This window comes from Roseivirga sp. AWQ4_251, from assembly GCF_056158225.1.
Genome location: NZ_JBSWSW010000001.1, coordinates 253732 through 267918, shown reverse-complemented (window position 1 = coordinate 267918; position 14187 = coordinate 253732). Strand labels below are relative to the sequence as shown.

General features: G+C 39.2%; 13 protein-coding genes. All 13 read left to right on the top strand.

Features of this window, described 5'->3' with window-relative positions; translation table 11 throughout:
* The first annotated feature begins 238 nt into the window (after positions 1 to 238).
* A complete protein-coding gene (locus ACXACJ_RS01325) occupies positions 239 to 943 on the top strand; it encodes a hypothetical protein (RefSeq protein ID WP_475132457.1) in 705 nt (234 codons plus the stop codon).
* A complete protein-coding gene (locus tag ACXACJ_RS01320; RefSeq protein ID WP_475132456.1) occupies positions 940 to 3741 on the top strand; it encodes a TonB-dependent receptor in 2802 nt (933 codons plus the stop codon). The genes ACXACJ_RS01325 and ACXACJ_RS01320 overlap by 4 nt, the downstream gene beginning before the upstream one ends.
* 5 nt (positions 3742 to 3746) lie before the next feature.
* Positions 3747 to 5972 (top strand): hypothetical protein, encoded by a 2226-nt coding sequence (locus tag ACXACJ_RS01315; protein ID WP_475132455.1) that lies wholly within the window; start codon positions 3747 to 3749, stop codon positions 5970 to 5972.
* On the top strand, positions 5959 to 7194 hold the full coding sequence (locus ACXACJ_RS01310; protein WP_475132454.1) for a DUF4249 domain-containing protein: 1236 nt from the start codon (positions 5959 to 5961) through the stop codon (positions 7192 to 7194). Before ACXACJ_RS01315 ends, ACXACJ_RS01310 begins: the two co-directional genes overlap by 14 nt.
* A gap of 436 nt (positions 7195 to 7630) precedes the next feature.
* Positions 7631 to 8293: a porin family protein gene (locus ACXACJ_RS01305; RefSeq protein ID WP_475132453.1), complete on the top strand. Its 663-nt coding sequence runs from the start codon at positions 7631 to 7633 to the stop codon at positions 8291 to 8293.
* Between the two features lie 30 nt (positions 8294 to 8323).
* Positions 8324 to 9397 carry a serine hydrolase domain-containing protein gene (locus ACXACJ_RS01300; protein WP_475132452.1) on the top strand — a complete coding sequence of 358 codons (1074 nt, stop codon included), beginning with the start codon at positions 8324 to 8326 and terminating at the stop codon, positions 9395 to 9397.
* A gap of 3 nt (positions 9398 to 9400) precedes the next feature.
* Entirely contained in the window at positions 9401 to 9808 is a 408-nt protein-coding gene (locus ACXACJ_RS01295) for a hypothetical protein (protein ID WP_475132451.1), read from the top strand.
* Between the two features lie 33 nt (positions 9809 to 9841).
* The gene (locus tag ACXACJ_RS01290; protein ID WP_475132450.1) at positions 9842 to 10504 is read left to right on the top strand and encodes a hypothetical protein; all 663 of its coding nucleotides are present in this window, start codon (positions 9842 to 9844) and stop codon (positions 10502 to 10504) included.
* 181 nt (positions 10505 to 10685) lie between these two features.
* Positions 10686 to 11786, top strand: coding sequence for an acyltransferase family protein (locus ACXACJ_RS01285; RefSeq protein WP_475132449.1), 1101 nt, complete (start codon positions 10686 to 10688; stop codon positions 11784 to 11786).
* 179 nt (positions 11787 to 11965) lie between these two features.
* Positions 11966 to 12148: a 50S ribosomal protein L33 gene (gene rpmG, locus ACXACJ_RS01280; RefSeq protein WP_475132448.1), complete on the top strand. Its 183-nt coding sequence runs from the start codon at positions 11966 to 11968 to the stop codon at positions 12146 to 12148.
* A 2-nt stretch (positions 12149 to 12150) separates the two neighbouring features.
* Positions 12151 to 12306, top strand: a complete 156-nt coding sequence (locus ACXACJ_RS01275; protein WP_475132447.1) for a DUF4295 domain-containing protein — start codon at positions 12151 to 12153, stop codon at positions 12304 to 12306.
* 73 nt (positions 12307 to 12379) lie between these two features.
* Entirely contained in the window at positions 12380 to 13333 is a 954-nt protein-coding gene (ftsY, locus tag ACXACJ_RS01270) for a signal recognition particle-docking protein FtsY (protein ID WP_475132446.1), read from the top strand.
* 212 nt (positions 13334 to 13545) lie between these two features.
* Positions 13546 to 14070 (top strand): hypothetical protein, encoded by a 525-nt coding sequence (locus ACXACJ_RS01265; protein ID WP_475132445.1) that lies wholly within the window; start codon positions 13546 to 13548, stop codon positions 14068 to 14070.
* The last annotated feature ends 117 nt before the right edge of the window (positions 14071 to 14187 follow it).

The following is a 14187-nucleotide window of genomic DNA, read 5'->3' as shown; positions in this document are numbered from 1 at the left end:
AGTGTGTCCAAAAAAGGGAAGTGCGTTATATCTAGTAAAAAGGCATAAAGCCAGCTGATCTGTTTTTATGCTGAGGTGGACAAAAAAACCACCTATCACAACATCACCGAAATTATCACAAACCTCTTTGTAAAAAAAAGCTCCTTACATACCTTTCCTAGGTATGTTTAATTTTTAAACTTTTCAAAGAGAAAAATAAACATATGAAATCTCAATAGATTTTTTTCATAAAAAATATATGAAACTACTTACTTTTTTATTTCTAGCCTTGATATTCAGTGTTTCACTGAATGCTCAAAAAATCTCTATAAAAGATTTAAGCCTAGAAGCTAACGTCAATACTTGGTACAGCGCCAAGTTCGACACATTCAACATCAAGCCATTGGTTGGCCCTCTCGCCAATGTATCTGCTCCAGGCACTTCAACTAATGCCTACTTTATGCAGAACAGCCTAAACTGGAATGAGTCCACATTAATGTATGATGGACAGACCTATTCTGGGATGAAAATAAAATATGACATAGCGAAACAACAGGCATATGCGCTTCATCCTAGATTTTTCGAGCCAATCATTCTTAATCAAAGTTTAGTAGAATGGTTTAAAACCCCTATAGGCACTTTTAAACCACGACCAACCGAAGACGGATACTTTTTGCTTTTATATGAAGGTTCCGAAATCTCTTTTATAAAAGAGAGCCTAAAACGCTTGATCATTGATAACCGAGATTTCGAATATTCAAGAGAAGACCACTTTTATGTCACTTCTGGTAGTAAAAAACACAGAATAAGAACTGCCAAATCATTTCTGAAACTGTACCCCAACTACAAAAAAGAAATTAAAAGATTTATGAGATCAAAAACGTCTCGATCGATCAAAAGAGAGAGTAAAGATGCATTCCTGACACACATAGCAGAATACTGCGATAATCTTCTTTCCAAATGAAAAGGATCGTATCACTAACTTTCTTTCTTTGCTTTTTAAGCATCAAAAGTTTTGCCTTTCAGAACCCTACTTTTTCTGGTAACTACCAAAATGCTGCCGTTGAAAAAGTGATTTTAGATATAGAATCTAAACTGCCCTATGATTTCTATTTTAAGCGCGAATGGATCAACTCTTTAAAGTTTTCAGGCTCCTTTAACAATGCTACTATAGATACTATTCTCCCCAAACTTTTTGAAGAAACACCAATACGCTTTTTTGTTCAAGGAGAAAAAATATACCTCACTAACGGAATCACAATCATTGACACGCCTGAAATTGAATTGCAATTGCGCGCTCAATACTCTAAAAAAGAAGAAGAAATCAGCGTGGATGAATCTACAGGAAAAGAACTTCTCTTCACCAAAGAGTACAAGGGCGAAACTCAAAACAATAAGGATTTGGAAAACTTTGTTTTTGAGGTAGGTAGCCGAGCTAAATTTGAATCAAACAGTTCAGCTACGTTAGCTGGCTACATTAAAGACCAAAGCACAGGAGAACCTATTGAGGGCGCTTTGGTATACACGCCAAACGGAAGCAAATCTGCAGTTTCTGGCCCTGACGGATTCTATTCCCTAAACCTTAAAAGCGGCAGACACGAAATTCAAGTTCAGTACACTGGAATGAAAAGAACGAAAAGAAATTTGATCCTTTTCTCAAGTGGCCAGTTAAATATCGACATGGAAGTAGACATCATTGCTTTGAATGAGGTAATTGTTGAAGCTTCCAGAAGAGCCAACATTGAGCAAGTAAGCACAGGTGTTGAGCGTTTAGGAATTGAAGAATCCAGAACCGTTCCCGTTGTTTTAGGTGAAAAGGACATTCTGAAAGTTGCTACCACATTTGCGGGAGTTCAAACCGTGGGTGAAGGATCAGCTGGATTTAACGTAAGAGGTGGTAAATCAGACCAGAACCTATTCTTATTCGAGGGCGCAACAGTTTATAATGCTTCTCACTTCCTAGGATTCTTTTCCGTTTTTAACTCTGACGCCTTGGATGGCCTGAATATTTATAAAAGTGGTGTGCCTGCTAACCGAGGTGGAAGATTATCTTCTGTTTTTGAGATTACTGCGAAGACCGCCAACAAAGAAAAAGTTACTGTAGAAGGAGGCATTTCCCCTATTACTTCTCGCTTAACAGCTGAAATTCCGATTATAAAAGAAAAAGCCTCTTTATTGGCCAGTGGAAGGCTCACCTATTCCAACTGGATATTGGAGACCTTAAACCATTCAGACTTCAAAAACAACAAGGTTGCCTTTAGCGACTTTATTGTGAAGTATGATCACGAGATTGATCAGGAGAACAGACTTACTTTATCCGGATATTTCAGTAAGGATGATTTCAGATTGAACTCTGACACATTATTCTCATTCTCTGACTTTTCCTACATCAATGAAATGGGTTCTGCGAAATGGCTACATACGTTTAACCCAACTTTTGACGCCTCTCTCACAGCGACCTACAGCAGCTACAATTACGACTTTTCATCTTCACCACTTCCCAAAACGGCCTTTGGTCAAGACTTCGGAGTGAAAGAAATTGGAGCTAGACTTGATTTCAACAAAGAATTAGAAAGCCCTCACCAAATCAACTTCGGGCTAGAAGCCAAACGCTACGACATAAACCCCGGCTCAAAATATCCAATTGGCTCAGAATCATTGGTAGCACCCATTGATTTAGCTTCAGAACAGGGCATTGAAGGGGCAATATACGTTTCTGACAAACACGAAATCAGCGAAAAGCTAAGCCTCAATTACGGATTAAGGTATAGTTTCTTCACATACTTAGGGCCAGGTGTAACCAATCTATATTTAGATGACGCACCAAAAAATGGCGACACTAAAATTGGAGAAGAAGTTCACAGCAAAGGTGATTTCATTCAAACTTATGGAGGGCCTGAAATTCGTTTAGCGGCCAGATATCTTTTGGACGAGAGCAGCTCTGTAAAGCTTAGCTACGACAGAAGCAGGCAATATTTGCATGCGCTTTCCAACAGCTCTTCTCTATCTCCTACCGACATCTGGCGCTTATCAAATAGCTACATAAAGCCTCAAACCGGACATCAAATATCTTTAGGTTACTACCACGATTTCTTGAGTGGGGAAATTGAAACTTCAATTGAAGTATATGGCAAAAAGCTAGACAACCTGGTTGACTTTAAAACTGGCGCCAACTTCCTTCTCAACGATAGAATTGAATCTATTGCACTTCAAGGGCCCGGCAAATCTTACGGTGTTGAGTTTTCAGTAAAGAAAACATCAGGCCGTTTGAACGGATGGTTCAACTACTCTTATGCTAGAACATTCATAAAATTGGATGGTCCATTTGAAGAAGAAACGGTAAACAGCGGCTCTTACTTCCCTACTAATTACGACAAACCGCATATCATAAATTTGGTGAGTAATTACGAGGTAACTAAGCGATTCACGGTATCCTACAATTTGGCATACAACACTGGCCGCCCCATTACTTTCCCAACGGGAATGTACGAATTGAACGGAATTCAAATTCTCAATTACTCTGATAGAAACAAGTTTAGAATCCCTGATTACATCCGAATGGATATTGGTGGAACTTTAAAATGGGGGCATAGAAAAACCAAAGATGCTCATTCCTTCTGGTCGTTCTCTGTATACAACGTTTTGGGCAGAAGAAACCCATTCTCGCTTTATTTTGATTTGGACAATGGACGTGTAAAAGGCTATAAACTTTCCGTATTTGGGTCGGCCATTCCAACCATCTCTTACAACTTTAAATTCTGATGGAGATGAAATTGACTTACAAAAATATCACCTGCTCAATCGCTTTCCTTCTAGGTTTATTTCTGGCAAACAACACCAATGCCCAAACCTCAGATGTTAAGGAAACCATTTTTATAGACGTAAATACTCACGACCTTTTGGTTGGCGAAACACTTCAGTATTCTGCTTTTTGTTTGAGCGAAAGGACAAAAAAGCCATCTCCTCTCAGCAAATACATCTACGTAGAGTTGATCGGAGAAAACGGTGTTGTTTTTCAGAGAAAACACGAATTGGACAGTTCGAATGCCAGTGGAGAGTTTTTCATTCCCTCGAATATTGAAACGGGGCAATACTACTTGGTTGCCTATACGCGATGGATGCGCAATTTCAATGATGAAACCATAGTACCGCTGATTTTCATCAATCCTTATAAAGGCCATTCTAATGCTGATAGCCTTGAAAGTTCAATTGATGTGGAATTCAAAACGCTTTCGGGCGAACTTGTTGCGAATGAGGCCAATCAAGTTACTTTTAAAAGCAAAGAAGGAAGTCGCGCAAAAGCCATCAAAGGCAGAATTGTAAGTGACGGAAAAAACATTGCTGACATCAGAAGCGGCCAAAACGGAATTGGCAATTTTGAACTTACTCCCGAAAATGGTAAAAACTACCAATTGGTTATTGAAAAAGAAGAAGGCGGCTTTGAATTCTTCGATTTGCCAAAAGTATCTACCAATGGAGTGGGTTTAAACATTACCCATCATGAAAATTTGATTGAGCTAAAACCTCTCGGAAATGTGGTTAATGGAAAAATTGAAATTTCACATGCAGGAGAAGTAGTTTTCAACCAAGCAATACAAACTCACGACCCTATAAGAATAAAAAGGGAAGATTTACCTGAAGATGTTTTATGGATTTCATTCAAGTCACCTCAAGGACCGACTAAATACACAGCTCGATTATTCAATACGAGTTTGAAAACTGATGCTTCGAAATTGGCTTTTGAAACCAGAACATCAGCATCAATTGAACAAAATTTGGCAAAAGGAAAGTACAGTGTTTCTATAAGAAAAACCTTTCCCTATCAAGCTGCATCATCGCATGCTTTTGCTTTTGAGGAAGATTTGAGTAATGCTGGAACTATGACTTATTCAGAACTTCAGAGTGCTTCTAACTTTATGAATGAACCTGAAGTGAAACCTATTCCTCAGGAAGTTTCTCTTCTTCCAGAGTATAGATATCAGCTGCTTTCAGGAAAGTTAATTGCAGAAAATGATTCTGCAGTTGTAGAAAACCAGAATGTGGTGCTAAGCATTACAGGAGAATCGACTATGAACATAGCTTTTGCCAGAGCAGATGCTGAAGGAAATTTCGTGATAGAATACAAAACCGTGAATCGAGGAAAAGAAGCTCCAGCACACATGGTTGCACCAAATTTCGATGGACATTTTTCATTTGAGCTTTTCAATAATTTCAAAGAATCTCATGATCTGGATTTTTCTCCCGTTCATATCGATACGGCTCAGCTGAAAGGAATCAAAGAAAGGAGCATTATAAGCCAACTAGAAAACGCCTACTTTACTCCGAGTGTGGACACTTTGGGCATTGAAAACAAGATCACCCCAACCTTATCTTCATTCAACCAAAGTTATTTGTTCGATGACTATGTGAGATTCCGCTCACTTAAGGAACATTTCGTTGAATACATTCCTGGTGCTGGCGTAAGGGAAAAGCGTGGCCAAAAACGATTTGTGGTATATAGCTTAGAGCCAGGAATAGACTTACGTACCGAGCCATTAATTTTACTTGATGGAGTACCCGTAAACGGAGCAGATTTATTGGACTTCAGCCCTTACAGAATTAAAGGCGTTGACGTTTCAAATAAACGCTACTTTCTTGGGCCATTTGAAGTGGATGGACTCCTAAGCTTCCATACGATCAGAGGTGATTTGGATGGGTTCAAACCTCAAACCAATCATTTGCCTTTCGAACTTCTAACCCCTCAACCTATTGAAAAAAACGAAGCTAACAAGCTGGAAGAAAAGGATGATTTAAGAATTCCCAATTCTAAAATCCAGCTTTTGTGGATTCCTGATTTGAAAGTGAACGGCAATGGTATTCAGCAAATCAATTTCAACACATCGGATATTGAAGGAGAATTTGAATTAGTGATAGAAGGCTTTACACAGGAGGGTATTCCTGTTTCAATCGTAAAGAAATTCACAGTAAAAGAGAGCATTAATGAAAAAGGATAATCATAAATGGCTAGCGCAGTTTTGTCTATTATGCCTGCTTGTTTTTACACCAGCATGTATAGAGGAGATTGAAACAAAAAGCCTAACATATGACAGGTTACTTGTTGTTGACGGCAATATATCTGACGAAGTCAAAGAACATGAGGTTCGGATATTCTATACCATTCCTATTGAAAGGGAGGGAATAACTCAAGCTTCACCTGTTGAGGGAGCTAATGTTTGGTTAGAAGATGACTTAGGCAACAGGACAGACTTCACAGAAAAGGAAGCGGGACTATACGTATCTCCAAATAATTTCGCGGGAACCTTAGGCCAAAGCTACGCGCTCTTTTTTACAACAAGAGAGGGCAAAAGATACCAATCATCTTTCGATAAACTTGTCCCTGCTCCAGAAATATCATCCATTTATAATCAATTTTCTAGTGAATCTATTGATCAAACAGGAACAACAGAACCTGGTGTTCAATTTTTTATCGATTCAGAAAATTCAGGACAAAGCACTCAATTCTATAGATACGAATGGAATGACACGCATCAAATTATTGCTCCTTACCCTAAAAAGTTTGACGCCACTCCAAATGCAGGCGGAGGCTACGATATTACCCCTTTTGACGGAGATGTAGAAGAATGCTATAGAGAAAGGCACTTCTCTGAACTTATACTAGCAACCTCTACCAGTAACACAAATGGTCAATTAAGAGAAATACCAATCAAATTCTCTTTAGCTTCTGATTTTGAAGTCACTACCATGTACTCCATTGAAGTGACTCAAAGAGCAATATCCTCTCAGGCATATAGTTATTACCGAAAGATTGAGCTATTCAATGAATCCAACGGCTCCTTATTTGATAAGCAGCAAGGCATGGTTGTTGGAAACATTATCTCTTTAGAACCTGATGGAGAACCAGTGCTGGGTTACTTTGAGGTGTCAGGAGCAACCAGCAAAAGAGTCTTCTTAAATATTAGAGACCTAGCACCAGAAGTTCTACCCTACATATTTTTTCCCTGTGTGAGGTATCCTCCTTTGTCATTTGAAGGAAGTCTAAATGACTTTTATAATGCTCTAGATGTAGATGAGGCTAGCCGTCCTACCGCTATTGGACAACGCATGGAATATCAACTGTACAATATTGACTTCACCGGAGAAAAACTATTAGCCCACAGGCTCTGCGTTGACTGTACAAGAAGAGGATCGCTTGGAAAACCTGATTACTGGCCTTAAAGCCAACTAAAAAAACATCTACCAGCCCAATTGCGCAGATGCCAGTTGGGCTGTTTTTTTTATGAGGTATTCATTTTTCTATACAAGAAGTCCGACCAAACAACTCTTATAGATTAGCATTTCCAGATTTATAAATCAGTATAAGCTAGATAAATTCGTCCCACTCTAAACGAATCCGGGCTTTCTAATCTTTAATCTTTTAAGACTGGATTACGAAAGCGGCTTCAATTCCTAAACCGTTTTAAATGCCTTTTTTAAGCGATAAAAGGACACAACTCCAAGCAACTGGGTGAAAAAACATCGATTGAAACGCCCTTAATCAGTATTTCAAAAAGTACGGAATTCCATTAAAAGGTTCGCAAATATAATGGCGGACGCTTGGTGCTAAGCCATACCCCATCTTTGTCTCATCATTAACTCAAAAACAAACACAACGATGAAAAAGACAAAGAAAATTTTAGTACTCGCATTCTGTTTATTCAGTTTCAACACATTTGCACAAAACACTTATTTCGACATTCTACTGAATTATTCTCCATCGCACTTTAACTATGGCGATGCAAATGATGAACTGAAGGACTACCGAAAAAACCTAAATGGTATTCAGGCAGGTTTTTCGTTTCAAGCTGGAGTTTCTAAACACTTCACCGCAGTTGCGGAACTGTACTACATGCAAAAAGGAAGTCAGTTTAAGGAGAACAACCCCATAACGCACGCAAAAACCAAAACCAGACTTCATATGATTGAAATGCCTGTGTTAGGTAGAGTTCACCTAGGCAGATTTTATGTAAACGCTGGCCCTACTTTAGCTTACCAGATGTCGGGAAAAGTAACGATTGATGCCACAGAAGCCACTCAAAAAACCACAACTAAAATCGACTTTGGTAAAGATGCTGATCAATTGAAAAGATGGGACGCAGGAATTGACATGGGAGGCGGATACGAGCTACCTGTTAAAAATCTTCGTTTAGTATTTGATGTGCGTTATCACGTAGGTTTGGTGAATATTTCAAACGTATCACAAGTTTACAACCGATCTCTACTATTCAACATCATGATCTCAAAGCCTTGGAAAACTAACCCACTGGCTAAAAAGTAAAAAGCAGTTCGTCAAAACTCAAAACAACAAATGAAAAACTTATTTTATACACTTACCCTAATCGCTGCAGCTTCTATTTGGAGCTGTAGCGATGATGACACAAGTCCATCTAACCCAACAGGAGAATACACTACAGCCGAAGAATTCTTCACAGCACTTAATTACCAAGGATCAGTAATCATCAGCAAAAATGGTTCGGAAGTATTAAGTAAAGGCTTTGGTAAAGCGAATTTAGAAACCGAGGAAATGAATGACGTTCATACGAAGTTTCGGTTGGCTTCAGTAAGCAAAACCATTACATCCATGGGCGTGGTTCAATTGAAAAGAGATGGCTTGATTGAAAGTTTCGATCAGAAACTCAGCGATTTCGATGATGAGTTTCCGAATGGTGACCAAATCAGCATTCGCCAATTATTGACGCACCAAAGCGGAATCCCTGATTATGTTGGAGGCATAGAGCCTTTAGCAAAAGATGGGCAGGATTTTAGCGCAGAGGAAATCTACGAAGTCATAAAAGAGGAAATAGAAGAGAATGGCTTAGATTTCACGCCAGGTTCATCCCTTTCTTACAGCAATTCCAACTTTTTAATTGCCGCCCTTTTGATAGAACTCTTAACGGAAGACAGTTACGAAACCTACATTCAGCAAAATATACTTACTCCACTTGGATTGAACGAGACCGAAATGGGCCAAGATGAAATCAGTGCTGAAGGTTATGCCCATGGCTACAGCGGAAATACAGATGTTTCAGCCTATCCCATGGAAATTGCTCTAGGCGCAGGAAGCTGGACAAGCACCGCTTCAGATATGATGAAATGGTGCGAAGCTGTAATGGGGAATAATTGGCTTACTGAAGCTGAAAAATCAGAGATCTTTCAAGGAGAGGTTCCTGCAGAATCCACGCTATTTGGAATGGGCTGGTTTAAAAGCAACATTAGCGGAAAGCTCTATTATTGGCACGGTGGTGATATCGATGGTTTTACCACCATGATCGGCTTTATTCCAGAATCTGAAGGCGTAATTGTTACCTTAAGCAATCAGGAAGATGCCACAGGAAATACCAGAGCCGCAATCATAGAAACGCTTTTAAAAGAAGAATTTTAAAAAATGGGGGTTGAGAATCACATCTCACACAATGTGCACACCAAAGTTCGCCTTTTACAGGCGCTTTGGTTGCTCTTCATTGTTTTCCATCTTCTAGTTCTCTTCAAAATCATCTCCTTTGAACATATGGCTGGCGGAATGTTAACTTCTCAAAAGCAAGTTCCCCGACATGTTAGCCTAGCAATTACAGTATTGCTATTGTTCATTTTTCTTACTGAATTATACCTTAGAAGAAGAGGAAATTGGCTGAGATGGTCCATTCTGATCATTGGGGTTTACTTCGTATTCAACACTTTGGGAAACTTGCTTTCTCCTTCTTGGGTAGAAAACTTCATTTTTTCTCCAATCACCGCTCTTTTCTCTTTTGTATGCTTGCAGCTATTTTTCAATAGACTGGAAGAAAAGGTTTAAGAGTTGGTTTAGTCACACTCAAACAACACAACAATGAATCAAAAAATCTATAAAATGGGGGCTTGGGCTGCCTTTGGCCAATCCTTCATATACATCATAGGCTTTGTATTATTGGTTTCGGTTTTGAATCCCGAAAATGCAGGAGCTTTTTCAGCCATAGAAAGACTCAGCTTTCTAACAGAGAATAAACAGCTCTACCAAACATGGATTCTAATTATCTATGTCGTATTCGGTGTTATTCTCGTTTCACTCACCTATTCCCTGCTCTCCCTTTTAAAAGAAAACCAAAGCCCAATGGCCGGAATCGCAAGTATTTTCGGATACATATGGTCTGTATTGGTAATTGCTTGCGGAATGGTGACAAACATAGGCTTAGATTCAGCCATAAAAATCAGTAGCGAAAATCAAGAACAAGCTGCCCAGCTTTGGCTTACCATAGAAACATTTCAAAATGGACTTGGAGGAGGCGTGGAAGTTGTAGGGGGAATTTGGGTGTTTCTGGTAAGCCTGGCAGCTCTAAAAGCTAATCAATTGGGAAAAGGGTTGAATATTCTCGGTTTAGTTGTGGGATCAGCTGGTATTCTAACTGCGATTCCAGGCCTTAGCGAATTGGGAGCTATTTTCGGATTGCTTCAAATTGTTTGGTTCATTTGGTTGGGAATACATTTCAAGCTGCAAGCCAAATCAAGCACATAACAATCTTACTTTCCCTATTAAGAATTCATTGTTCGGTTATACTGAACAATGAATTCCTTTTCTGTTTTTCAGAAGAACTGGGTCAACCCAAATAATTTGTATATTCAAAATCGGCTTGTGACCGCCTGCCGCTTTTTCAGCAGAGGTCAGCCATATTTTGTTTTACTGCAGGTTGATTTTTATGCAAACTTTAAAAACTCGCTACCTTTCTCTCGATGTTTTCCGTGGCTTAGATGTAGCCTTAATGATTATCGTGAACTCTCCTGGAAGTTGGAGTACCACTTACGCCCCGCTTCTACATGCCAATTGGCACGGCTTCACTATAACAGATTTAGTTTTTCCTACTTTTCTATTTGTTGTGGGCAATTCCATGAGCTTCAGCTTACATAAATATGAGCAATTAGGCAACTCTGCCTTTCTCATTAAAATTTTTAAGCGAGCCGCAATAATTTTTCTGCTTGGCTTTTTAATGTATTGGTTTCCATTTTTTGAAGGAGGCGAATTAAAGCCACTAGGCAATACGCGAATTTTCGGAGTACTTCAAAGAATTGCACTTTGCTACCTCTTCGCTTCTATAATTATCCACTATTTCAAATCTAAAGGAGCACTAGTCTTTAGCATTGGAGCACTAATACTTTACCATGCTATTCTTTTAGCCTTCGGAAACCTTTCACTCGAAGGGAATGCCGCTACTCAACTCGACTTATGGTTAATTGGCGCTGATCATATGTATCATGGAGAAGGTATCGCCTTCGACCCTGAAGGATTATTAAGCACTCTGCCCGCGATTGTCAATGTGATTGCTGGATTCATGGCGGGAGTATTTCTTCAAAAGAATGGGCAGAACTACGAAACCATCGCCAAAATGCTCATGGCAGGTTTTGCACTTATATTCATCGGTTTTGCATGGGATATTTTCTTGCCCTTTAATAAAAAGCTATGGACAAGCTCCTTCGTTCTACTCACTGTCGGCATCGATTTGGTTGCTCTTTCCACTTTGGTATATATTATTGATATGCTAGGTAAAAAAAACTGGACCTACTTTTTCGAAGTATTTGGCAAAAATCCGCTCTTCATCTATCTGTTTTCTGAAATATTCGTCATCACCCTATTTTCAATTCCAGTGGGCAATACTTCGGCTTATGGATGGATCGCGCGTAACGTTTTTATGTCTTGGGCGGGCAATCATATGGGCTCGTTTCTATTTGCCCTTTGGGTAATGCTAACCTGTTGGGTGTTGGGTTACATTTTAGACAAGAGAAAAATATACATTAAAGTTTAATCAGAAGTGGGCCAACAGGAACCAAACCACCTGAAAAACACTTAACTTTATTGTGCAACAACGAAGGCTTCAACCCACTGAAAAACAGATCAATTAAATTGAATAATTTTTCAGGCAACCATTTTAAAATCAAAAAGGCATTCGTATATTTGCAGTCCGAATTTTAGAAGCACAGAGAAATGGCTAAGAAAGGCAATAGAGTTCAAGTGATTATGGAGTGTACCGAACACAAGGCTACCGGTATGCCTGGCACTTCTAGATACATCACAACTAAGAACAGAAAGAATACTACCGAAAGATTGGAGTTGAAGAAGTACAACCCGATTTTGAAGAAATATACTATTCACAAAGAAATTAAGTAATCATGGCTAAGAAAGTAGTTGCAACCCTGAAACAACAAGGTGGTGTAAAATACGCCAAGGTAATCAAAGCAGTGAAATCTTCTAAAACAGGTGCTTACACCTTCAAAGAAGAAATCGTAACTGAAGATATGGTAAAATCAGTACTTGCCGATAAATAAGAATTTGCTTTTAAAGTAATATATTAAAGTCCCCGTAGAGGGACTTTTTTGTTGATCATTACACAGAAACACCATGGGCTTATTTGGAATCTTTTCGAAAGAAAAAAAAGAATCACTCGATAAAGGATTAGAAAAAACTAAAGAAGGTTTTTTCTCCAAACTTGGCCGTGTCGTTGCCGGAAAATCAAAAGTAGACGATGAAGTTCTTGATGAACTGGAAGAAGTATTGATCACCTCTGATGTTGGGGTAGAAACCACCATCAAAATTATTGAACGTATCGAGGAGCGCGTAGCCCGCGACAAATATTTAAATACCACAGAACTCGATCGTATTTTAAGAGAAGAAATTGCTGAGCTTCTTTCTGAAAACAACACAGAAGATTTAGCAGACTTCAATTTACCTTCTGCCCACAAACCTCACGTTATTTTGGTTGTTGGGGTAAATGGTGTAGGCAAAACTACCACAATCGGCAAGCTTGCCGCTCAATTCAAAAACAAAGGCAAATCAGTAGTGCTTGGCGCAGCAGATACCTTCCGCGCTGCCGCTGTAGACCAACTTAAACTTTGGGGAGAACGCGTTGGTGTTCCCGTAGTTGCTCACGGTATGAATACCGACCCTTCTGCTGTTGCTTTCGATGCAGTTAAAAAAGGCGTTGAAGATGGCGCAGATTTGGTAATTGTAGATACCGCAGGGAGACTTCACACCAAAGTGAACCTAATGAACGAGTTGAGCAAAATCAAAAGGGTAATGCAAAAAGTAATCCCTGACGCTCCTCACGAAATCATGTTGGTTTTAGACGGTTCAACAGGCCAAAACGCTTTTGTACAAGCTACTGAATTTACAAAAGCTACTGAAGTAAGCGCTTTAGCCATAACAAAACTAGATGGAACCGCTAAAGGTGGTGTAGTAATCGGGATTTCAGACCAATTCAAAATTCCAGTGAAGTACATCGGGGTTGGTGAAAAAGTAACAGACCTTCAGGTTTTCAACAAATCTGAATTCGTAGATTCTCTATTTAAGAAGTGATAGGTAAGGTTTTCATTCTTGAAAATCATGCATTTCACAACTTTTACCTAAAACCTCTTTTAATAAGCGGAAACCTGTGAAAACATTCTTTCGGACGAGAATTGAGTACGTATTGAAATAACCGTCCTTCACAGCATTTGTGCTCATTCCTACATTTGTATTTGATACTCTCGATTTTATAGCGGATAATAGAGACCACTAAATGAAGAGACTTGTTTAAAAGATCGGTTGTTGTCTTACTTCTTCCGCTTTATGTCCTAACCTCGTTGGGCTCGCTTGCTCCCTATTGGACACTCTTCCACCGTACCTCTTTCCGTTTAAGAATTAATAAAGGAGAATTCGAAGACCTTGCCGTTTTCAACCTTACTCATAAAGAATTCAACGATTTAGATTGGACTGAAAAAGGCCGTGAATTCCTTTGGGAAGAAAAAATGTTCGACATTGCTTCCATACAAGAAACCCCAACAGGTTTCCGAGTTACAGCCAAACACGATGAAGCCGAGAGCCTAGCTCGAAAACTGTTTCCGAAAGCTCACGAAAAACAAAAGCGAAACAGCCAGACAAAAAAACGACCTAGCAGCAAACTCTACAACAAGCAAAACTTTAATAAACTGGCGTTTTCGGCCTTATTAGCCGAACATCAGTCTCTTTGGAAAAACAACAACCCACAACTAAGTCTTCCAGAGATCTACTATGACATAGAATCTCCTCCACCAGAAACCATCTTTTTCATTTAAAATCCAAACTATTATCTGTGTCGACCCTGTCATTCCATTGAACATGGGCTATTCGGCACACCCTAAATTTTAATGAAAGATCATTGTCTTAGCAATCCTCCACCAACTAAAAGTGGA

Coding starts and splice junctions, on each gene's coding strand:
- ACXACJ_RS01325 (WP_475132457.1), top strand. CDS start 239: ATGAAACTACTTACTTTTTTATTTCTAGCCTTGATATTCAGTGTTTCA.
- ACXACJ_RS01320 (WP_475132456.1), top strand. CDS start 940: ATGAAAAGGATCGTATCACTAACTTTCTTTCTTTGCTTTTTAAGCATC.
- ACXACJ_RS01315 (WP_475132455.1), top strand. CDS start 3,747: ATGAAATTGACTTACAAAAATATCACCTGCTCAATCGCTTTCCTTCTA.
- ACXACJ_RS01310 (WP_475132454.1), top strand. CDS start 5,959: ATGAAAAAGGATAATCATAAATGGCTAGCGCAGTTTTGTCTATTATGC.
- ACXACJ_RS01305 (WP_475132453.1), top strand. CDS start 7,631: ATGAAAAAGACAAAGAAAATTTTAGTACTCGCATTCTGTTTATTCAGT.
- ACXACJ_RS01300 (WP_475132452.1), top strand. CDS start 8,324: ATGAAAAACTTATTTTATACACTTACCCTAATCGCTGCAGCTTCTATT.
- ACXACJ_RS01295 (WP_475132451.1), top strand. CDS start 9,401: ATGGGGGTTGAGAATCACATCTCACACAATGTGCACACCAAAGTTCGC.
- ACXACJ_RS01290 (WP_475132450.1), top strand. CDS start 9,842: ATGAATCAAAAAATCTATAAAATGGGGGCTTGGGCTGCCTTTGGCCAA.
- ACXACJ_RS01285 (WP_475132449.1), top strand. CDS start 10,686: ATGCAAACTTTAAAAACTCGCTACCTTTCTCTCGATGTTTTCCGTGGC.
- rpmG (WP_475132448.1), top strand. CDS start 11,966: ATGGCTAAGAAAGGCAATAGAGTTCAAGTGATTATGGAGTGTACCGAA.
- ACXACJ_RS01275 (WP_475132447.1), top strand. CDS start 12,151: ATGGCTAAGAAAGTAGTTGCAACCCTGAAACAACAAGGTGGTGTAAAA.
- ftsY (WP_475132446.1), top strand. CDS start 12,380: ATGGGCTTATTTGGAATCTTTTCGAAAGAAAAAAAAGAATCACTCGAT.